Origin of the sequence: Paludisphaera soli, assembly GCF_011064595.1 — a bacterium.
GTDB classification, from domain to species: Bacteria; Planctomycetota; Planctomycetia; order Isosphaerales; family Isosphaeraceae; genus Paludisphaera; species Paludisphaera soli.
The window spans coordinates 1-21,441 of the sequence record NZ_JAALJI010000027.1 but is presented as its reverse complement, the minus strand read 5'-3'; the positions used below and the strand labels follow the sequence as shown (position 1 = coordinate 21,441).

The window sequence follows — 21,441 nt, the reverse complement described above, 5'->3', positions numbered from 1 at the left end:
GGGGGGCCGGGGTCCTTCGCGGCGGCGTCGCCGGAAGGGGGCGGTCGGCTCAGGAGGTGGGGCCGGTCGGCGCGGGCGGGGTGGTGGGAGGCTGGGGCTGGGAGCCGGGCGAGGGTTCCGGGTGGGCCGGGAACGGCGAGCGGGGCTCCTCGGGCCTGGGCATCGTCGGGAAGTCCGGGCCCGGGGCCGGCGCGGGCCGGGGCGGGTCGGGATTGGGGATCGCGTCGGGGACCGGTTGGTCGGGCATCGGGGGCTCCTTCTCGGATGGGGGCGATGGCCGGTCGACGCGGGCCGGGGCGTCCCCGGTCCGCTCGCCAGCGAGCCTGATCAGGCCGACTGCCACTGGCTCTGGACTTCTCTGTGATCCTTGCTCAGGTGGATGTGGTCGTGGACCTTGGCCACCCAGGCCATCGGGATGCGGTGGTGCTGGCCGTCGGCGCTGTCCTTCTTGGTGAGCTTGATCGAGTCCCCCTCGACGTGGTCGACGACGCCGACCTTGGTGCCGCAGGAGGCGTAGACCTCCATGTGCTCGCGGATGTCGGCGGGCGAGCCGACGGCGCCGGTGCTCTCGTCCAGCGACGCGGCCGACTTGTCGGGATGATTGGGGTCGTGGTTCATGGTGTTCTCCTGGGGTTTGCGTCGATTTCGAGGACACCCCGCCGCGCGGCGGGATCGTCGTCGGGGTCTTGGATCATGAAAGGGACGCAATCGGCGTGCCGGGGACGTCGCCTCAGGACGCTGGCCCGGGGGGCCGGGAGCGGCTAGGATTGCGGGCCGAGGCGGGCGTCCGCCGTCCCCCCGACCCATCCCGAGCCTTCCGCGTCCGCGAGCGAGGAGCCGTCCATGGACCTTTCCCGACGCCAGTTCATCCAGGCCGCCGCCGTCGGGGCCGCGGTCGCCCCGGCCCTCGGCGCGGGCGAAGCCCCCAAGCTGCCGACCCGCCCCTTCGGCAAGACGGGGATGCAGGTCTCGATCCTCGGCTTCGGCTCCGGCAGCCGGTTCCTCATGTACGAGGAAGACCAGGCGCTCGAGGCGCTCACCCGGGCGTTGAACCTGGGGATCACCTACATCGACACCGCCCACAATTACGGGGACGGCAAGAGCGAGGAGCGGATCGGCCGGATCCTCCCCGAGTGGCGCGACAAGGTGACCTTGGCGACGAAGCTCGGCGCGCGCAAGGGCGACGACGCGAAGCGGCAGATCGAGCTGAGCCTCAAGCGGCTGAGGACCGACCGCCTGGACGTCGTCCACATCCACGCCCTCTCGGGCCCGGAGGACCTGGCCAAGGCCGAGGCACCGGGCGGCGTGCTGGAGGCGCTCTACGAGGCCCGCGACCAGAAGGTCGTCCGCGCCGTGGGGATCTCGTGCCACGCCGCTCCGGCCGCCCTGAAGACGGCGCTGGAGCGTCACGACTTCGACGCGACCCAGATGGCCCTGAACGCCGCGGGCGCCCGCATGGCCGACGCCAAGGGGGGGATGAAGGCGACGCCGATGGCCGAGGGGAGCTTCGAGGAGCTGGCCCTGCCGGTCGCCGTGCGCAAGGGCCTGGGGATCGTCGCCATGAAGGTTTTCGCCCAGGAGCAGATCCTGGACGCGGCCCCGGTGGAGAAGCTGCTGGCCTACTCGCTGTCGCTGCCGGTCAGCCTGGCGAGCCTGGGCATGCCGAAGCTGGAGTTCATCGACCGCAACGTCGAGCTGGCGCGGGCCTTCGCGCCGATGCCGCCCGACGAGCGCCGGCGGCTCAACGACTCCATCACCGCCGAGCGCAAGGCCGCCGTCCTCGACTTCTTCCGCGACCACCGCGACGCCTGACCCGGCCCGGGTCCCCCGGGTTCGCATTGATGACGGGCGGCGCGGCCTGTTACGCTCAGGGTCGCGTGGCGTCGCCGTCCGCGTCCGCTCTTCGAAGGAACGAGGGAGTTCTACCTCGCCGACCCGCGCCGCCCGTCCGTCCGGCTCCCCGTCCGACGCGGTGCGGGGCCGCGCGAAGGTGGACCGGGGCGTTCGACGCGCTTGCGGCCGCATTCGAGAACTGGTAAATGTTGAACGCTTGATTTTACGTCCGCGGTGCCGCGCCGGGGGTGACCGGGCCAAGGCTCGGGCCCCGGCGAGTTCTCCCCGCGGGCCCGACGCCGGGAGCAGAGCATGGGGTTGGATTCGTCGGCGGTGCAGTTGCTGGGCGCGGCGAGGCGCCATGGGGTGGATTTCCACGACCTGCTGACCATCGGCAGGCAGAACTTCTACCCGGCGCGCGAGACGCTCGACCGCGTCCTGAAGGCGCTCGGCAGCGGGAAGGACGCCTCGGCGTTCCCCCCCGGCTTCGCCGAGCCGTTCTTCGAGGAGCTGGGGGCCGTGAACCCCCGGGCGATGGACCACTCGGACTATGAGGGGGCGCAGGTCGTCCACGACCTCAACAAGCCGATCCCGGCCGAGCTTCGCAACCGGTTCGGCGTGGTGTTCGACGGCGGGACCATCGAGCACGTCTTCAACGCCCCCCAGGCCCTGAAGAGCATGATGGAGATGGTCCGCGTCGGCGGCTGGTTCATCCAGGTCACGGCGGGCAACAACTTCCTGGGCCACGGCTTCTGGCAGATCAGCCCGGAGCTGATCTTCCGCTGCTTCACGCCCGAGAACGGCTACGAGCCGCCCATCGTCCTGCTGAAGGAAGCCCCCTACGACGACGCCTGGTACGCCTCCAAGGACCCCGCCCGGATCGGCCGCCGGGTCGAGCTGAGGAACCAGGTCCCGACGTACATCTGCACCATCGCCCGCAAGACGGCCGACGTCGAGGCCTTCGCGTCCCCTCCCCAGCAGAGCGACTACGCCGTGCTGTGGGAGTCGGACAAGTGGTTCGACTCGCACGGCTTCACGAAGCGTCGACGCAGCCTCAAGCATCGCCTGCCGATCCCTCGCCGCCTCAAGCCGCTCCTGAAATGGTCGGCCGTCTCCCTCGGCGTCGTCTCGGCGTTCGAGTCCGACTGCTACACCCGGATCCCCGAGGCCGCGTTCCTCCGGGGCGACCTCTCCGCGGCCCTCCCCCCGCCCTCCTGACGGCGCGAGGGCCGGCGAGGACCGCGGCCCGAACGCCGCTCTCGGAAGTTGTCGGTGCGTCGCTCTCGCCTCGCGGCATCCCCTCGAATCCGGGCGGTGATGGACGACCGTGGACCCGGGGATGGGGGATCACGCCCGCGGGTCGCCGCCGATCCAGAAGCGGCCCATGGGGGTCATGCTCACGACGGCGAAGGCGGGACGGGTGTGGTGCTCGGGGGAGTACGCCATGGCGACGGCGCGGAAGCGGCCGTCGCGGAGCGGGCGGTCGGAGGTGACGGACCAGTCGCCGTTCGCGTCGGCCGTGGTCACCTCCAACGCGCGGATTTCGCCCAGGTCGACGGTCGGGCCGTAGTAGACCCGGACCGTCGCGCCGGGGGCCGCGGTGCCGGAGAAGCTCGGGCGGTCTCCCGGCACCACCATATCCGGGCCCCAGTTCTCCCACGCCCTCTGCTCGGTCGTCGTGGCCGGCGTCCACGTCGACGGCGAGGCGTTCATCAGGCGGCCTTCCAGGCGCAGGTCCGTCAGCAGCGGGGCCTGCTCGGCGAGCGTCGTGGCGATGAAGTTGCGATACCAGAACTGCACGCCGGTCGCGCCGCTGTGGGTCGCGCTGGTGCGGGTCAGGTTGTAGTAATAGACCGGCGCGTCGCCCAGGCTGGGGACCGGGACCTGGCCCCAGAGGTTGTAGCCGCTGGTGTAGATCTTGTGGATGTCGCGGACGTCGGTGTGCTGGTAGAGGACCTCGACCTGATCCACGTTCGCCGGGATCGAGATCGTCGGGTCCTTGGCCCGCGCCTGGTAGTCGGACACGATCTCGCGGGCGAGGATGCCGACCGGGTTGACGGACGTGCTCATCTGGCCCGGGACGTAGTTGTTGGCCGCGTGCGGGTCGAGCAGCGTGGCCTGGATCCAGCCGCCGCGCAGCTCGACGGGGGTGGACTCCTCGATCCGCGCCAGGGCGACGGCGTTCACCAGCGCCCCCTGGCTGTGGCCGATCATGTGCAGGTCCACCACCGTGTCGTCCGGGAGCTGGTCGAGGGCCCGCTGGATCTGGTTGACCAGCTTGGCGCCCTGGGGCGCGGCGTGGCCGGGCTGGTGGCTCTCGTCGATCCAGTTGAAGGGGATGACGGCGTCGTAGCCCTCGTCTTCCATCAGCCGGCCGATCTGGAGCTGCCAGGGCGATCCGTAGGTCCAGCTCTTGTTGATGATGCCGCCGTGGGTGACGACGCCGAGCGTGAACTTGCGGAACGAGGCCGAACGAGCCGGGTCGGCCGCCGCGCCGGGGGCGTCGGGATCGGCGACGACCAGGACGTAGGGCCGGGCGACGTCGATCGGGAGCCCGCCGTCGACGGGGATCGTCAGCTCGTGCGAGCCCGGCGTCGTCGCCGACGAGGGGGCGTCGTAGAGGGCGACCCGGACGTCGGACGGGTCGAACGAGGCGTCGGCGGAGCGGTAGACGCCGAACCGGAGCGGGGCGCCGGCGCGGGCCGTGGGGTCGGCCCCATACGTGACGACGACGCTCTTCGAATCGACGGTCGTGGCCGATTCGAGCACGACCGGCGAGGCGGCGGCCGCGGTGCTCAGCGCCAGCCGGTCCTCCAGCGCCTCGGGCGGCGCGAGGCGGGCGGCGACGGGCCGTCGGGGGCCCGGGCGGCCGTCTCTGTTGGCGAACGGGAACATCGATCACTCTCCCTCGGCGGCGGACGGACGCGGGTCTCAGGCGCGCCGGGCGTTCGGCCCGGCGGCGGTCTCGGCGCGGAAGTGGGGCGCGGGCGTCGCGGCCCGCCCGACGTCGTCGGGGCCGGCCTCGGCCTTCGCCCCCTCGCGCGATCCGATCATCAGGTTGCGGGCGTAGATCACCACGCCCATCGATTGGCCGACGGCGAAGACCGGGTCGCTGCGGGAGATCGCGTAGGAGAGCAGCGCGAACGCCCCCAGGATGCTCAGCCACCAGAACGCCGAGGGGACCACCACCCTCCCCGACCGCTCCGACGCCATCCACTGCACGACGAACCGCGCCGTGAACAGGGCCTGGCCCACGAAACCCACGATCATCCAGTTCCAGGCGTTCGACATAGGATTCGGTTTCGGCTTCGGTCTCGTGTGAGTTCGGGCGCGCGCCCGAGGGGTCAGGCCGCCTCGCCGACGCGGCGGCGGTCGAACGCCTCGTCGGCGGCGACCGCCGGTTCGAGGGGGCGGGGCTCGAACGCCTCGTAACGGAGCGGCCGACGCATCAGCCAGGCCACGCCCAGCAGGTCGACCACGACGCGGAACGAGCGGTTGCGGAAGTTGTAGTGCGAGGCCCCGTGGGGCCGGGCCCGGTGGTTGACCGGCGCCTGGACCACCCGCGCCCCCTCGCGGATCAACAGCGGGCCGAGGAACCGATGCGCCCCCTGGAACATCGGCAGCCGCACCGCCATGTCGCGACGAAAGATCCGGACCGAGCAGCCGGTGTCGCGGATCGACTGGCCGAGCACGGCGTTGCGCACCCGGTTCGCCCACCGGCTCACCACGCGCCGGCTCCACTTGTCGCGGCGTTCGGCGCGCCAGCCCAGGGCGGCGTCGTATCCCGGCAGGAGGCGCCAGAGGGTCTCCAGGTCGGCCGGGTCGTTCTGCAGGTCGGCGTCGAGGGTGGCGATCCAGGCCCCCCGCGCCGCACGGAAGCCGACGGCCGTGGCGCCCGACTGGCCGACGTTCGCCCGCAGGCGGATCGGCCGCAGCTCGGGGTAGTCCGACTCCAGATCGCGGAGGACGCGCGGGGTGTGGTCGGTCGAGCCGTCGTCGATGATCAGGATCTCGAAGCCGCGCAGGCGGGTCGCGCGGGGCTCCTCGCGGCGGCAGAGCGGGCGCAGGGCGGCTGCGATCTCGGCCACCAGCCGCGGCAGCCCCGCCGCCTCGTCCTTGCTGGGGACCACCACCGACAGGAACGGCGGCGCGGCGTCGTGGGCCGCGGCGGCCGCGAGGGCGCCGTCGAGCCGCCAGGATCGGGAGGCGTCGCGGTCGCGTTCGCGGTCTCGGCCTGGGGCGTCGGCGAAGTGCGGCCGTCCCGGGGGATTGGGCGTCACGGCGAACCTCCTTGCTCGTCGAATGGGCCGACCAGGCCGCGCGTCGCGGGACCTGGCGCGAGGTCGAGGACCTCCGGGCTCGGGGACGCCCCGTCCCGCGAGCCGTCCTCGGCGTCCGGCCGGGGTCCGACTCCTTCGGGTTCAAGACGTGCGGGGGCGTCCCGAGATCCGACGCCCGCGCGAGGGCCGGGGCGGATCATCCGCCTTTCATCCCGCAAATCGCGATTCCTGTCAACCTCGCCCGCCCGCCGGGTCGCTCGTCCCGGGCGTCGGAGAGTCCATCAGAAGTAGGTATCGGCGATCCGAGGCCGGCCGCCGAAGCGAAATCGCGGCGATTCAACGAAGGAGAATGCCTTGATTCCCTCCCGCGTCCTGGGTCATGCTGGGGAGGCTTGAGACTTGTTCAACCGGCCTCGGCCGAGGGGGAAGGGAAGCGGCATGCGGAAGACTCGACCCCGGGCGATCCTCGCCGGCCTGCTGCTGGGCCTGGCCGCCGCCCTCGCGACGGCCGACGACGGGCCGGGCGGATCGGAGCCGGCGCGGGACGCGTTCCGCGAGACGGTCCACCCGTTCCTGGAGGCCTACTGCCTGAAGTGCCACGGCGCGGACGAGCCGGAGGGGGACCTGGACCTGAGTTCCTTCACCGCCGAGGCCGCCGCGAAGGACCTCCCGCGCTGGGAGCTGGTCCGGGAGCAGCTCGAAACCGGCGCGATGCCCCCCGCCCGCTCCAAGGCCCGGCCGACCGACGAGGCCCGCGCGGCGGTCGTCGCCTGGGTCGGCTCGCTCCGCAGGGCCGAGGCCTCGCGGAACGCTGGCGACCCCGGCCGGGTCCTCGCCCGCCGCCTGAGCAACGCCGAGTACGACAACACGATCCGCGACCTGACCGGCGTCGACCTGCGGCCGACGAAGGAGTTCCCCGTCGACCCGGCGAACGAGGCCGGGTTCGACAACTCGGCCGAGTCGCTCGCCATGTCGCCGGCCCTGGCGGGGAAGTACCTCGACGCCGCCCGCCGCGTGGCCGACCACCTGATCCTGAAGCCGGACGGCCTGGCCTTCGCCCCCCACCCGAGCCTCGCCGACACCGACCGCGACAAGTACTGCGTCAATCAGGTCATCGCCTTCTACAACCGCCAGAAGGTCGACTACGCGGACTACTTCCTGGCCGCCCACCGCTATCGTCGACGCGCCGAGTTGGGCCGCGCCGACGCCCCGCGGGACGCCTTCGCCGACGAGGCGGGCCTCAGCCGCAAGTACCTGGCGACGGTCTGGTCCCTGCTGAACGACGGGGAGGCCCACGCCGGACCGATCGCCGCGCTCCGGGCGCTCTGGCTCGCGCTCCCCGACGACGAGGCCGCCGCGCGGGCCGGCTGCGAGCGGATGCGGGACTTCGCGGTCGACCTCCGACGCCGGCTCACGCCCGAGGTCGAGAGCCTCAAGGCCCGCGGCATCAGCGCGGGGACGCAGCCGTTCGTGCTCTGGAAGAACCGCCGGCTCGCCGAGAACCGCATGCGCTACGCCGGCGGCGGCGCGAAGGTCCGTCCCGCCGACCTCGGCCTGGAAGGCGACGCGGCCCAGGCGCTGACGTCCCCGGACGCCCCGGAAGACCTCGCCCGGTACGAGGCGGGCTTCGAGCGGTTCTGCCGGGCCTTCCCCGACGCCTTCTTCGTGTCCGAGCGGTCGCGGGTCTATCTCGACGGCGAGGACAAGGGGAACACCGGGCGGCTGCTGAGCGCCGGGTTCCACAGCATGACCGGCTACTTCCGCGACGACGGTCCGCTGTACGAGCTGATGCTCGACGAGGAGGGCCGCGCGGAGCTGGACCGGCTCTGGCGCGAGTTCGACTTCGTCACCGGCGCGCCGATGCGGCAGTTCTCCAGCTACCTCTGGTACGAGCGCGCGGAGACCGGCTTCATGCGCGGCGACCCCGCGTTCGATTTCGTCCGCGCCGAGGACAAGGACGCCGCCTCCGAGCCGAAGTTCGGCCGGCTCGTGGACGCCTACCTGGCGAAGGCCCGCCGCCTGGGCGCGCACGACACGGCCCTTCGCGCCATCGAGGACCAGTTCCGGATCATCGCCGAGTCGATCCGTCGCGTGGAGGAGGACCGCCGACAGGCCGAGCCCCGCCACGTCGAGGCCCTGCAAGACCTGGCCGAACGCGCCTTCCGCCGCCCCCTCTCGGCCGAGGACCGCCGGGGCGTGGCCGACTTCTACCGGACCCTCCGCGAGCAGGACGGCCTGGGCCACGAAGACGCCGTGCGCGACACGGTGGTCAGCCTCCTCCTCTCCCCACGCTTCTGCTACCGCGTCGACCTCCCGGGCGAAGGCGAAGGCGCGGCCGTCCGCCCGCTCTCGGGCCACGACCTGGCCTCGCGCCTGAGCTATTTCCTCTGGGCGAGCATGCCCGACGCGGAGCTGCTTTCGCACGCCGAGGCCGGCGACCTGCGCGAGCCCGAGGTGCTCACGGCCCAGGCCCGGCGGATGCTCCGGGACGACCGCGTTCGCGGGCTGGCGACGGAGTTCGGCGGCGCCTGGCTGGACTTCCGCCGGTTCGAGGACCACAACGGCGTCGACCGCGGCCGGTTCCCGACGTTCGACGACGCCCTGCGGCGGTCGATGTTCGAGGAGCCGGTCCGGTACCTCCTGGACGTGGTGCAGAACGACCGCCCGGTCGCGTCGCTCCTCGAAGGCAGGCACACGTTCGTCGACGCGGCGCTCGCCCGCCACTACGGCATGCACACGCCGAAGGACCCCGGCCCCGACGGCTGGGCCCGAGTGGACGACGCCGCCCCGTACGGCCGCGGCGGGCTCCTGCCGATGGCCGTCTTCCTGACGCGGAACTCGCCGGGCCTGCGGACGAGCCCCGTCAAGCGCGGCTACTGGGTCGTCCGGCGGCTCCTGGGCGAGCACATCCCCGCGCCCCCCGCGAACGTCCCCGACCTGCCGGACGATGAATCGAAGCTCGGCGACCTGACCCTGCGCGAGACCCTGACCCGCCACCGCGCCGACCAGGCCTGCGCCGTCTGCCACGACCGTTTCGACGCGATCGGCCTGGCGTTCGAGGGCTACGGGCCCGTCGGCGAGGCCCGAAAGCTGGACCTCGGCGGCCGGCCGATCGACGCCCGCGCGAGCTTCCCGCGCGGCGGCGAGGGCGAGGGAGTCGAAGGGCTCCGCGCCTACCTGAAGTCGCAGCGTCGCGAGGAGTTCGAGGAGAACCTCGCCCGCAAGCTGCTGGCCTACGCCCTCGGCCGAAGCCTCATCCCGTCGGACGACGCGACGGTCGAATCGATGCGCGAACGCCTGGCCGCCGAGGGCGGCCGCTTCGGCGCGCTGGTCGACGCGATCGTCGTCAGCCCCCAGTTTCGGAACAAGCGGCTCGAAGCCGATCCCACGGAGTGAACGCGATGCACGACGCAACCGAGCCGGGACGTGACCGAGACCGCCGGGGCGCCTCGCGACGGGCCTTCCTCCGGGGTGCGGGCGTGACGGTGGCCCTCCCCTGGCTGGAGTCGCTCGCGCCCCGCGCCGTCGCGGGGGCCTCGACGGCGCAGGCCCCGCAGCGGTTCGCCGCGCTGTTCATGGGATGCGGCGTCAACCCGGACCAGTGGTGGGCGAAGGGCTCGGGCGAGTCGATGGAGCTGGGCCGTTGCCTGGAGCCGCTCGCGCCCCTGCGATCGAAGATCAACGTGATCGACGGCCTGTTCAACAAGCAGGCGCTGGGCGTGGGGATCCACCCCGGGCAGACCGGCAACATCCTCTCGGGCGCGGCGCTCCGGAAGGGGGCCGAGCTGAAGGGGGGCGTCAGCGTCGATCAGGTGCTGGCCGCGCGCCTGGGCGACGCGACCGACCAGCCGAGCCTGGTCCTGGGGTGCGAGCAGCCGATCACCGGGTACCACGAGACGAACTTCTCGATGGCCTACAGCTCGCACATCTCCTGGCGGAGCGCCACGTCGCCGGTGCCGATGGAGGTGTACCCGTCGCTCGCCTTCGACGCCCTGTTCGACAACCGGGGGAGCCGGCGGAACCAGAGCATCCTCGACCGCGTGCGCGAGGAGGCCGCCGGCCTGAGCAAGAAGGTCGGCGCGGGCGACCGCGCCAAGCTGGACGAGTACCTGACCAGCGTCCGCGAGGTCGAGCGCCGGGTCGTGCCGATGCGGAAGGACAAGGACGCCGGCGACGCCCGCGCCGCCGACCGCGGCCGCGCCCCGCTGACCATGCCCAGGCCCGAGAACGGCCTGCCCGAGGACGTCCGCGAGCACATGCGGCTGATGTGCGACCTGATCGCCCTGGGCTTCCAGACCGACAAGACCCGCGTCGCCACCCTCCTGCTCTGCCGCGACATCTCGGGCCTGTTCTACCCGTTCCTCGACGTCAGCGCCGCGCACCACGGGGCCTCGCACGACGACCGCTCCGAGGCCTACGAGCGGGTGACGCGCTTTTATGTGAGCCAACTCGCCTACCTCGCCTCCCGCCTCGACGCCATGCCCGAGGGCGATGGGACGGTGCTCGACAACACGTGCCTGCTGTTCACCAACAGCCTCTGGTCGGGCACCAAGCACGACGCGTCCAGGGTCCCGCTGGTCCTCGCCGGCGGCCTCGGCGGCACGCTCCAGACCGGCCGCGTGCTCGACTACGCCGACAAGGGGGACGAGAACCGCAAGCTTTGCAGCCTGTACCTCGGCCTCATGGACCGCATGGGCGTGAAGCTCGACCGCTTCGGCGACGCCGACGAACGCCTCGCGGGGCTGTGACGAGAGCCTTCGAGATGCGCCTGTTTCCGCTTCCCCCACCGGGGGAGGGCTTGCGGTCTCATCCGCGAGGCGGGCCGCCTCACGTCCGCCGCGATCGGCCCTTCGCCGCCTTCGCCAGGTTCTGCTCCAGCTTATGCTTCACGATTCGGGCGATGAGGTCGTAGGGGATCGGGCGGTCGAGCGGAAATCGCAGGTTGCCCTTCTCGTTGGCGAAGGGCGCCAGGGCCGCTTGCAGCTCGGCGTCGCCGGAGACCGGCGGATAGACGCCGATGTGATTCTTGAAGGCGGCGAAATGGATCAGGACGCCGCCTTGGATGAAGGTCGGCATCCGGTAGCTGATCGTCTCGGTCGCCTCGGGGGCCGCGTCGCGGATCGTCCGGCGGATCCGCTCCAGGATCGGACGGACCTCGGGCGCGGCCCCGGCGATGGAGGCGTCGATATCGGCCGGCGGTTCGGCTTTCATCTCCCTTCCTCCGTCAGCCCAGCGACCAGCCGGGGCGGTAGTCGCGTCGGATCAGGGGCTCGGCCTCGGAGGCGTTGGTCGCCTTGAGGGCGTCGGCGTCCCATTCGAGCTTCCGGCCCACGCGGTAGGCCACGTTGCCCAGGTGGTTGGCCTCGGTGAGCCAGCCGGCGTACTCGAAGTTGCAGGTGGTCGCATCGCCGGTCTTGCAGGCGTGGATCCATTCCGCGTGGTGGCCGATCGACTTCGGGATCGTCGGCTCGGGCCGCTTGTAGTCGCGGAACTCGTCCTCGGGGAGCAGCAAGTGGCGGCCGTAGTCGGACAGGAGCATCCCCTTCTCGCCGACGAACAGGACGCCGCTGTCCCACTTCGGGATGGCTCCGGTCGACCAGGGCTCGGGCTTCATGGCCCCCTGGTACCAGGTGAGGCGGACGGCCGGCTGGTCGTCCTTCGCCTCGTACTCGTAGACCGCCTTCATGGTCGCGGGGGCGATCTCGGCGTGCGGCGGCGGTCCGAAGGCCTCGATCGTGCTGGGGGCCTTGAGCTTGAGGGCCCAGAACGGCAGGTCGATCCAGTGGCTCCCCAGGTCGCTCATCGTGCCGTTGCCGAAGTCCCACCAGCGGTACCATTTCGGCCCCGGGAAGTAGACCTCGTGGAAGGGCCGCTCGGCGACGGGGCCGAGCCAGAGGTCCCAGTCCAGCCCGGCCGGGATCGGCGACGAATCGGCGGGCCGCTCGGTCACGGAGACGATGTCCCCGTTGGCCTTGGCGTCCTCGGGCGACTGCCGCCCCCAGGCGCGGCCGACCCAGACGTGGACGTCCTTCACCGCGCCGATCGCTCCGGCCTGGACCAGCTCGACGACCCGTCGGTAGTTGTCGGTGGCGTGGATCTGCGTCCCCATCTGGGTGGCGACCTTCGCCTTGGCGGCGGCCTCGCGGATCAGCCGGGCCTCCCAGACGTCGTGGCTCAGGGGCTTCTCGCAGTAGACGTGCTTGCCCATCTGCAAGGCCGGGAGCACCGCGAAGGCGTGGGTGTGCTCGGTGGTGCTGACCACCACGGCGTCGTACCCCTTGAGGTCGTCGAACAGCCTGCGGAAGTCCTTGTACTTCTTCGCGCGAGGGTGGGCGTCGGCGGCGCGGGCGACGGCCGCGTCGTAGACGTCGCAGAGGGCGACGACCTCCTCGTGGCCGACGTTTTCCAGGTTCGACCCCCCGCGCCCGCCCACGCCGATGCAGGCGATCGCCAGCTTCTCGTTGAGGTTCCGGCCCCGGACCACCGCCGGCGCCGCGAACGCCCCGGCCGTCGCCGCCAGCGCCGCCTTGTGGAACGTGCGCCGCGAAAGGCCCGCCCCCGGGACCGTCGTCGAATCGTCGGACATCGGATCTCCCCCGCAGTCGATCGGCGAGGCCCCGCCCGGGCGACGACCGCCCGGCCCCGGAGGTCCCCGCCCGAGCATCGCCCGGACGGCCCGGCGACGCAAGGGCCCGTCGCCGGGCGGCCGCGGCTCTCGCCCCTTGCCCCCCCCTCCCCCGCCTGGCAGAGTGGGCGTTGCCGGCGTGGCGACTCGTCCGCCGGCGATGCGCATCGACCCCACTCGAACCGGACGGGACCGACCCATGACGAATCCGACTCGGCGCGATTTCCTGGGAGCGGCGGCCTTCGCCTCGCTGGCCGGACTGAACGGGTCGAGCGGCCGCGCAGCGGCGGTGATCGTCCCGAGGCCGACCGACGTCCGCGTCAAGGACGTCTCCTTCGGCTACGAGGACTACCTCTACCGCACGCCGATCAAGTTCGGCGGGACGGTCGTCGACCGCGCGACGATCCTGAACGTCCATTGCGTCGTCGAGACCCGCGACGGCCGCGTCGCGAAGGGGTTCGGGTCGATGCCGATGGGGAACGTCTGGTCGTTCCCCTCGAAGAAGCTCCCCTACGACGCCACGCTGGGCGCCATGAAGGCCCTGGCCGAGAAGGTCGCCGCGATCACCGCCGGCCATGGCGGGACGGATCACCCGATCAACATCAACCGGGATCTCGACCCGGAATTCCTCAAGGCGGCCGTCGAGGTGGCGGCCTCGCTCGGCCTGCCCGAGCCGATCCCGAAGCTCTGCACGCTGACCGCCGCGAGCCCGTTCGACGCCGCGATCCACGACGCCTTCGGCAAGGCCCACGGCCGGAGCTGCTACCGGACCTACGGCCCGGACTTCCTGGCCGACGACCTGGGCGCGTACCTCGGCCCCGAGTTCCGGGGCGAGTTTCTCGACCGGTACGTCAGCGCGGACCCCAAGCCCCGGATGCCCATGTACCACCTGGTCGGGGCGGTCGACCCGGTCGTCGCGGCCGACGTGAAGAAGCCGGTCGGCGACGGGCTGCCGGAGACCCTCCCCGAGTGGATCGCCCGCGACGGCCTGACGCACATCAAGATCAAGCTCAACGGCGAGGACCAGGACTGGGACGTCGCCCGCGTCCTCCACGTCGACCGGACGGCCGCCGAGGCCCAGGCGCGCCGGGGCGTCTCGGGGTGGGTCTATTCGCTGGACTTCAATGAGAAGGCCCCGAACGTCGAGTATCTGCTGGAGTTCATCCGCCGGGTCAAGGGCGAGGCCCCGGACGGCTTCGCCCGCATCCAGTACATCGAGCAGCCGACCGCGAGGGACCTGGACGCCTCGGCCCCGCACGCGCTCGACGAGGCGGCGAAGCTCCTCCCCGTCGTGGCCGACGAGTCGCTGACCGACCACGAGAGCCTGCTGAAGGCGCGCGACCGGGGGTACACCGGGGCGGCCTTGAAGGCGTGCAAGGGGCAGAGCCACGCGCTCCTGCTGGCGGCGGCGGCGCAGAAGTACGGGATGTTCCTGTGCGTGCAGGACCTGACCTGCCCGGGGGCGTCGCTGGTCCACTCCGCGGGCCTCTCCGCCCACATCCCCAGCGTGAAGGCGATCGAGGCCAACGCCCGCCAGTACATGCCCGAGGCCAACCGCGCCTGGGAGTCGCGCCTGCCGGGCCTCTTCGTCGTCAAGGACGGCACGATGGAGACCGGCCTGCTCACCGGCCCCGGCCTGGGCGCGGTCTGACCACGCCGGGGATCGCCGCGATGACCCCCTTGAAACCGGCACATCTTTCTCCTATCCTCGACGTCCTCTCCACGAGATCGGCGGCGACCGATCGATTCGACGCCCCATTCGGAACGGCCGGCCGACCGGCCGGGCCGCCGTGCCATGCCGCGCGGCCCCCGGGGGCGGCTCCCGCGCGGCGGTTCGCGACAGGAAGGGTTCGCTCGTGGAGAATCCCAGGCTGGGCCTCGTCCTGCTGGACTCGCCGGACGGCGCCCCGCGCCAGCACTGGTCGTTCGACGCCCGCCCGGTGATCCGGATCGGCCGGTCCACGGACAACGACGTCGTGGTGGCCGACCAGCACGTCTCGCGCGATCACGTCTTCCTGACCGCCGACGGCGACGGCTGGCTCCTGACCGTGGTGAGCCCGCAGGGGATCTACTGCGGGCCCCGCAAGTTCCTCAGCCTCCGGCTCGACCCCCGGGCGCTGGAGGGCTTCGTCTTCCGCCTGGGCGCCAAGGGCCCGTTCCTCCGGCTCGACGCCCAGGCCGAGCCGGCCTGCGGCGAGTCGACCCTGGCCCACGACCGCGACCAGCACCCCCTCCTCGTCCTGGACGCCGATCGGCTCCGGGATGAGGTCGAGGAGATCAGCCGGGGGGACTACTTCCGCAGCCTCAAGGAATCGCTCGGGCGGCTCCGGCCCTCGCGGTCGGAGGACCCCGCCGAGCCCTGATCGCGCCGCGCCGCGGCGACCCCGAAGCCCGACCAACCTCCCCGCATGCCGATCACCCAAGCGTCGAAGGCATCCATGGCCAAAATCGTCTCCGTCCACTCGTTCCGGGGTGGGACCGGGAAATCGAACACCACCGCCAACCTGGCGACCCTCATCGCCCGCGCCGGCAAGCGCGTCGGGGTCATCGACACCGACATCCACTCGCCCGGCATCCACGTCGTCTTCGGGCTCCGCGAGGAGGCGATGGAGTTCACCCTGAACGACTTCCTCTGGGGCCGCTGCCGGATCGAGCAGGCGGCGCACGACGTGACCCCGCCCGCGGGGCCCGGCGAGGGGCCGTCCGAGGCCCCGGGGGCCGTGCTGCTGATCCCCTCCAGCGCCCGGGCGGGCGAGATCGCCCGCGTCCTCAGCGAGGGCTACGACGTCGGCCTGCTGACCGACGGCTTCCGCGCCCTGATCCGCGAGCTGGGGCTCGACTACCTGTTCATCGACACCCACCCCGGCGTCAACGAGGAGACCCTGCTCTCGATCGCCCTGTCCGACACCCTGCTGCTGATCATGCGGCCCGACAGCCAGGACTTCCAGGGGACGGCCGTGACGGTCGAGCTGGCCCGCCGGCTGGAGGTCGACGACCTGCGGGTCCTGGTGAACAAGGTGCCGCCGGGGATGGACGTCGAGCTGCTGCGGGGCCAGGTCGAGGCCGGGTTCAAGGCCCCGGTGATCGGGATGCTGCCGCTCGACCACGACATCGCCCGCCTGGGGAGCGCCGGGGTCTTCGCCGCCCGATATCCCGGGCATCCGCTGACCCAGGGCCTCCGCCAGGTGGCTTCCCGACTGCTCTCGTGACGTGAACCCGTCGCGCCGGGCCCGACCGGCCCCGGCACCCCCCTCCCCCCCCTCGCGAACCCGGAGCGGACGCAACGTGGCCGAAGAATCGAACCGCGGCGACCTCGACGCCCTGATGAGCAAGATGAAGTCGGCGGCCGCCCCCTTCCGCGCGACGCTCCAGGAGCTGCACCGCAAGTACGCCACGGTCGCCGACGGCCGGGTCGCCACCTACATCCCGGAGCTGGCCACCGCGGACCCCGCCGGGTTCGGGATCAGCGTGGTCACGGCCGACGGCCTGCGGTTCGACGTCGGCGACGCGGAGCGCCTCTTCAGCATCCAGTCGGTCTCCAAGCCGTTCGTCTTCGGCCTGGCCCTGGAGGACCACGGCCGCGAGCGGGTGCTCGCGAAGGTCGGCGTCGAGCCGACCGGCGAGGCCTTCAACGCGATCGTCCTGGACGAGGCGACCAACCGGCCGTTCAACCCGATGGTCAACGCCGGGGCCATCGCCACGACCGACCTGATCCGGGGCGAGGACCACGCCGACCGCTTCAAGCGGCTGCTGGCCATGCTCGGCCGCTACGTCGGCCGCGAGGTCTTCGTCGACAGCGCGACGTTCCTCTCCGAGCGCGCGACCGGCCACCGCAACCGGGCGATCGCCCACCTGATGCTCAACTTCGGGATGATCGAGGACCGCGTGGACGAGACGCTGGAGCTGTACTTCCAGCAGTGCTCGGCCCTGGTCGACTGCCGCGACCTGGCGGTGATGGGCGCGACCCTCGCCAACGGCGGCGTCAACCCGCTGACCGGCGAGCGCGCGATCGAGGCCCGCTACGTCAAGGACGTCCTGAGCATCATGCTCTCGTGCGGCATCTACGACTTCGCCGGCGAGTGGGCCTTCCGCATCGGCATCCCCGCCAAGAGCGGCGTGGGGGGCGGGATCGTCGCCGTGATCCCCGGCGTGGCGGGCATCGGCGTCTACTCCCCGCCGCTCGACGAGCGCGGCAACAGCGTGCGCGGGGTGCTGGTCTGCAAGGAGCTGTCCGAGCGCTTTGGCCTGCACATCCTGGAAGCGGGCCACGCCGGCCCCGCGCTGCTCGACGAGATCCGCCCCGGCCGTCGCGGCGGCTGAGCGGTCGACGCAGCGATCCGCCGCCGGCCCCGGCCCGGTCAGCTCACCTTCACGACGGCCGGCGGGATGTAGCTCTCCGGCAGCCGGGTCGAGCCCGAGTCGTACGGCAGGATCGACGGCGGCGTGTTCCCCGGCGTCGGGTAGTACATCCGCATGATGAGCTGGAGCGCCGTGCTGACCGTGGCGCCCGGGTAGAGCGCGTTGAAGTAGGCCGTCGACGGCGTCGGGATCCAGTTCGTCGCGGCGACGCCGGCCGGGAGCGTGGGGCCGATCCCGATGGTCACCGAGCCGTCGGCGTTCCGTTGCATCTGGCCGGCGGTGAGCTGCATCGACCCCAGTTGCGAGACCGGCTTCACCATGCCGTAAGTCAGCGGCGACGCCCCTGCCGGCGACGCCAGGTCCACGATCGCTCCCGCCGCGCCCGAGTCCTGGATCGGCACGTTCCCGGCCGACAGCGTCTGGAGCCATTGCGTCGAGATCGGGAACGAGTAGGTCGTCTGCCCGGTCGTCGGGTCGGTCGTCGACGTCGGCGCGGCGGCGACGTAGTAGACCGTGTTCGGCGACAGGCCGTACTCGGCCGCGTTCGCCCCGAACAGGATCGGCGTGCTGGCGATGATGTTCCCCCAGCTCGGCGCGGCGACGGTCAGCACGTCGGTCGCGGCGTCGACCGAGACGACGGCCGTGTCCGCGGTCGAATAAGCCGTGTTCAGCACGCTCGCCTGGCTCAGGAACGGCGCGGCGACCTCCGTCGGGTCGGGCTGGTAGAGCGTGATCGACCAGAAGCCCTCGGGGTCGCCCTGGGCGTCGGTCACGAGCGGGGGGAGGATCCCCACCGCCGGCAAGGGCTGGCCGGCCTGGGGGGGCGTGAACGTGATCGTGTAGGTCTCGTTCCCGTCGAGCGGCGTCGTCCCCTGATAGCTGGCCATGGCCGGATACACGGCGTCCGCCGGGACGTTGGCCGAGCCGCCGTTCAGGACGATCGTCGAGCGCAACAGGTAGCCGAACTCGTTGTTCGGATAGGTGCCGATGATCGTGTTGAGGATCGTCCAGTAGTTGGTGCTCGACGTGGCCGCCTGCGAGGAGATGAACGCGTCGAGCCGCTGCTGGCCGGCCTCAAACCCGGCCTGGAGGGCTTCGAGCTGCGCCGGGCCCCAGTTGCGGGGGACGCGGTAGCCGTTCTTCGAGAGGCCGATCGGGCCCAGCAGCTTGAGGATCCCCTGCTGGCCGAACGACGGGACCATGTAGCGGTCCTTCGCGCCGTACTGGGGGACGACCCACGCGGGGAGCCGCCGCAGCGGCGTGCCCGAGAGCGCCGTGGTCCGCGAGGGGATCGGGTTCTTCCTCACCGACTGGCCGAGCTGGTTCAGGAACTCCACGGCGTTCGTCGGCGTGTTCTGATACGGCGCGGCCCGCTCCACCTGCTCCGGCGTCGGCGAGGATCCGGCGTCGTAGTTCGTCGGGAAGGCGGGCTGGTGGCCGTTCTTCTCGAACTCGTCCAGCGTGTTGAGGGCGAACTTCTGGACGACGTTCGCCTGGACGTTCGGGACCGACTGGGGGTCGGAGGCGTCGGCCAGGGTGTTCGTGCCGATCCGGATCAGCATCCAGTTCACGTTCGTGTCCGAGGCCATCACCCGGTACTCGAAGCCCCGGATCGTCACCGTCTGGCGGCGGGCGTAGGGCGAGTTCGGGCCGACGAGCAGGTACGAGGTCGGCTCATCCGAGGGGGTCGTCCGCGTGCCGATGCTGCCGATGGTGTTGAGGTAGTCGTCCAGGTAGTTGACGACGTAGTACTGGTCGCTCGACGGCGGCACCGTGAGCACCAGCGCGGGGGCTTTGGTGAAGTCGGTGAACCCGTTGATGTAGACGACCGACGCGTCGCCGGCGTTGGTGGCGTCGTTGTTCCAGGCGGCCGGGGTGGTCCCGTACTCCAGTTGGTTGAACGGGACGCTGAGGATCGTGTTGTAGGTGGAGAACCGCTGCGCGAACTCGGGCGCGAGCCCCCAGACGTAGGCCTCCGCCGCGAGCGCCTCGATGACCTCGGGGTTCATCGCCCCGCCGGCCGCCATCCCCCTCATCCCGTGCGACGCGGTCATCAGCGTGCGGACCTCGAGCGCCTCCAGCGAGGCCGCCGCCGACCTCGGGCGGCCCCCCCTCGCGGACCGGCCCCGCCCCTTGACGCCCACGACGCTCCGACACACGGCGGCGATCCCATCGAACGGGCTCACGACGACACCTCTTTCGTTCCGCCCCCTCGTCGGGGCGCGCGACCACGCAGAGCGCGACACCACGCTTGATTCAGAGTACGCCGGAGCGGGCGTGTCAAAGGAAGCCGGTCGTAATCCGCCGATCCTCCCCCGGCCGCGCGCGGTACGCTCGGATCCGGGACTTTTCCGAGATTCCTGGAACCCGGGCGGCCGGCCGGGGCACTGCCTCTGCGGAAGCGGACGAGCCAGCGAAGGGGGCCGGCATGGACAGGCGCGGGAATGGGGCGTTCGCCCGGGATCTGGACCAGCTCTTTCGCCGGGGGGCGACCTTCGTCCCCGACGGCGAGCTGCTGGCGAGGTTCCTGGCCGCCGGCGACGAGGGGGCGTTCGAGTCGATCCTGGCGCGGCACGGGCCGATGGTCCGGGGCGTCTGCGGGCGGCTCCTGCGCGATCCTCACGACGCGGACGACGCCTTCCAGGCGACGTTCCTCGTCCTGGCCCGCGACGGCGGCAAGCTCCGCGACCGCGAGCGCCTGGCCTCGTGGCTCTACGGCGTCGCCCGGCGGGTCTGCCTGCGGGCCCGCGCCCGAGCCCGCTCCGACCGCCGCCGTGCCGAACCGCTCGCGCACGACGTCCCCGCCCGCGAGGACGCCCGCGCCGAGTGGTCCGACCTGGGCCGCGTGGTCGACGCCGAGCTGGCCCGGCTGCCGGCCGCCCAGTGCGACGTTCTGATCCTCTGCCTGCTCGGCGGGGCCTCCGAACAGGAGGCGTCCCGGCGACTCGACTGCCCGGTCGGCACCGTCAAGAGCCGCCTCTCGCGTGCGAGAGACGCCCTACGGGGCCGGCTGGTCCGGCGGGGCGTCGCGCCGGCGGCAGCCCTGGCGGCGGCGTCGGCCGAATCGTTCGCGTCCCCCGCGTCGTCGGCCTTGATCCGAGCGACCCTGGCGACGATCGCGGCCGAAGGCCCGGTCCCGCCCGCCGTCGCGGTCCTGACCCAGGGAGTCTCCTCGACCATGTTCTCCAAAGCCCTCCTCGCGACCCTGGCCCTCGCCGGGGGCCTCGGCCTTCTTGGCCTCCTCAGCCATTCCGCCCCCGCCTGGACCGCCGACCCGCCGCCCGAGGCCCCCGCCGCCCCCCCGCCGGACGCCGACGCCCGGGTCAAGGTGGCGAACCTGCAACGCATCCTGATCGCGCTGCAGGACTATCCGGACAGATTCGAGGGCCGCTTTCCGGCGGCCGCCATCCTCGGCCCCGACGGCCGGCCGAATCTGAGCTGGCGCGTCGCCCTCCTGCCCAGCCTCGGCGAGGAGGAACTCTACAACGAGTTCCATCTCGACGAGCCCTGGGACAGCCCCCATAACAAGACGCTCCTCGCGCGCATGCCGGCCGTCTTCCAGATCCCCGGCGACCCGACGCCGCAAGGCTGGACGCGGTTCCGCGGCTTCTCCTCCCCCGGCTCCATGTTCGGCCCGATTTCCGATTCGATGGAATCTGGCATGATGGGGGGCATGGGCGCCGGGATGATGGGCAGCATGGGGCCCGGCGTGATGAAGGGGATGAGTCGCGGCCCTCGCCCCACGACGAAGGGGACCGGCGGACGGATGCCAGGGGTGGGCAGAGCAGCGACTCGCTCCGGCGGGACGATGGGGATGGGTGGTGCGGGGGGCCTGGGCGAGGCACTTCCAAAGCGGGAGGAAGATCCGCCGGCCGTCGCCCCGAATCCGGAGCGGCTCGCAGCGGATCCTCGATCCTCCCTGCCGGACGGGGCTGGATCGATGGGCATGATGGGCATGGACTCGGGCATGATGGGGGGCATGGGGGCCGGCATGATGGGCATGATGCCCGGCGGGCCTGCGGGGGCCCTGTCAGGGGGGGCGGACTCGCCCAGCCAGGGCGTCTGGATCGGCGAGATCACCGACGGGACCTCCAACACCGCGTTCCTGGCGATCGCCGCCGAGGCGGTCGAATGGACGAAGCCGGGCGAACTCGCCGCGGCCTACGACCACGCGCCCGCGCTGGAGGTGAGCGACCCCCGAGGGCTCGTCGTCGGCCTGGTCGACGGCTCGGTCCGGTTCCTCCCGCCGGGCCCCAGGCGCGATCAGTTCCTCTGGTTCCTGATCACCCGATCGGGCGGCGAGGTCCTGGACTGGAACAACTACTTCCCGCGCGAACTCCCCGA

At 71.9% G+C, this 21,441-nt stretch carries 17 protein-coding genes; 9 read left to right on the top strand and 8 right to left on the bottom strand.

Translation table 11 applies throughout. From position 1 onward, the window contains the following. Positions 1–49 precede the first annotated feature (49 nt). Positions 50–247 carry a hypothetical protein gene (locus tag G6O68_RS25470; protein WP_165251483.1) on the bottom strand — a complete coding sequence of 66 codons (198 nt, stop codon included), beginning with the start codon at positions 245–247 and terminating at the stop codon, positions 50–52. Between the two features lie 80 nt (positions 248–327). After that, positions 328–618 (bottom strand): DUF2171 domain-containing protein, encoded by a 291-nt coding sequence (locus tag G6O68_RS33015; protein ID WP_165251482.1) that lies wholly within the window; start codon positions 616–618, stop codon positions 328–330. 225 nt (positions 619–843) lie between these two features. On the opposite strand from G6O68_RS33015, the gene G6O68_RS25460 reads away from it, so the two are divergent. Beyond that, on the top strand, positions 844–1,812 hold the full coding sequence (locus G6O68_RS25460; protein WP_165251481.1) for an aldo/keto reductase: 969 nt from the start codon (positions 844–846) through the stop codon (positions 1,810–1,812). A gap of 333 nt (positions 1,813–2,145) precedes the next feature. After that, positions 2,146–3,051, top strand: a complete 906-nt coding sequence (locus tag G6O68_RS25455) for a hypothetical protein (RefSeq protein WP_165251480.1) — start codon at positions 2,146–2,148, stop codon at positions 3,049–3,051. Positions 3,052–3,180: 129 nt separating this feature from the next. Here the strand turns inward: G6O68_RS25455 and G6O68_RS25450 are convergent, their stop codons facing one another. Genes G6O68_RS25450 through G6O68_RS25440 form a run of 3 tightly spaced genes read right to left on the bottom strand, consistent with a single transcriptional unit; the run spans position 3,181 to position 6,113 of the window. Next, on the bottom strand, positions 3,181–4,728 hold the full coding sequence (locus G6O68_RS25450) for a hypothetical protein (RefSeq protein WP_165251479.1): 1,548 nt from the start codon (positions 4,726–4,728) through the stop codon (positions 3,181–3,183). 36 nt (positions 4,729–4,764) lie between these two features. Beyond that, complete coding sequence (locus tag G6O68_RS25445; protein ID WP_165251478.1) at positions 4,765–5,124, bottom strand: lipid-A-disaccharide synthase N-terminal domain-containing protein; 360 nt, start codon at positions 5,122–5,124, stop codon at positions 4,765–4,767. Positions 5,125–5,177: 53 nt separating this feature from the next. After that, entirely contained in the window at positions 5,178–6,113 is a 936-nt protein-coding gene (locus G6O68_RS25440; RefSeq protein ID WP_240911504.1) for a glycosyltransferase family 2 protein, read from the bottom strand. A 438-nt stretch (positions 6,114–6,551) separates the two neighbouring features. Here G6O68_RS25440 and G6O68_RS25435 point away from each other — a divergent pair, with 438 nt between their 5' ends. Both G6O68_RS25435 and G6O68_RS25430 read left to right on the top strand, forming a co-directional pair. Then, positions 6,552–9,509 (top strand): DUF1592 domain-containing protein, encoded by a 2,958-nt coding sequence (locus G6O68_RS25435; RefSeq protein ID WP_165251477.1) that lies wholly within the window; start codon positions 6,552–6,554, stop codon positions 9,507–9,509. A 5-nt stretch (positions 9,510–9,514) separates the two neighbouring features. Beyond that, positions 9,515–10,861, top strand: a complete 1,347-nt coding sequence (locus tag G6O68_RS25430) for a DUF1552 domain-containing protein (RefSeq protein ID WP_165251476.1) — start codon at positions 9,515–9,517, stop codon at positions 10,859–10,861. Positions 10,862–10,940: 79 nt separating this feature from the next. Here G6O68_RS25430 and G6O68_RS25425 read toward each other — a convergent pair whose 3' ends face one another. Both G6O68_RS25425 and G6O68_RS25420 read right to left on the bottom strand, forming a co-directional pair. After that, positions 10,941–11,324: an iron chaperone gene (locus G6O68_RS25425; protein WP_165251475.1), complete on the bottom strand. Its 384-nt coding sequence runs from the start codon at positions 11,322–11,324 to the stop codon at positions 10,941–10,943. Between the two features lie 13 nt (positions 11,325–11,337). Further along, positions 11,338–12,699 (bottom strand): Gfo/Idh/MocA family protein, encoded by a 1,362-nt coding sequence (locus tag G6O68_RS25420; protein ID WP_165251474.1) that lies wholly within the window; start codon positions 12,697–12,699, stop codon positions 11,338–11,340. A gap of 238 nt (positions 12,700–12,937) precedes the next feature. Between G6O68_RS25420 and G6O68_RS25415 the strand changes: the two genes are divergently transcribed. From G6O68_RS25415 to glsA, 4 genes are all read left to right on the top strand, one after another. After that, entirely contained in the window at positions 12,938–14,389 is a 1,452-nt protein-coding gene (locus tag G6O68_RS25415) for a mandelate racemase/muconate lactonizing enzyme family protein (protein WP_165251473.1), read from the top strand. A gap of 205 nt (positions 14,390–14,594) precedes the next feature. Continuing rightward, positions 14,595–15,101, top strand: a complete 507-nt coding sequence (locus G6O68_RS25410) for an FHA domain-containing protein (RefSeq protein ID WP_165251472.1) — start codon at positions 14,595–14,597, stop codon at positions 15,099–15,101. 75 nt (positions 15,102–15,176) lie between these two features. After that, entirely contained in the window at positions 15,177–15,947 is a 771-nt protein-coding gene (locus tag G6O68_RS25405; protein WP_165251471.1) for a MinD/ParA family ATP-binding protein, read from the top strand. A 115-nt stretch (positions 15,948–16,062) separates the two neighbouring features. Beyond that, positions 16,063–17,058: a glutaminase A gene (gene glsA / locus G6O68_RS25400; protein WP_165251544.1), complete on the top strand. Its 996-nt coding sequence runs from the start codon at positions 16,063–16,065 to the stop codon at positions 17,056–17,058. Positions 17,059–17,096: 38 nt separating this feature from the next. Here the strand turns inward: glsA and G6O68_RS25395 are convergent, their stop codons facing one another. Then, a complete protein-coding gene (locus G6O68_RS25395) occupies positions 17,097–19,283 on the bottom strand; it encodes a DUF1254 domain-containing protein (protein WP_165251470.1) in 2,187 nt (728 codons plus the stop codon). A gap of 242 nt (positions 19,284–19,525) precedes the next feature. On the opposite strand from G6O68_RS25395, the gene G6O68_RS25390 reads away from it, so the two are divergent. Continuing rightward, a partial coding sequence (locus G6O68_RS25390) for a sigma-70 family RNA polymerase sigma factor (protein WP_165251469.1) occupies positions 19,526–21,441 on the top strand: 1,916 nt, incomplete at its 3' end.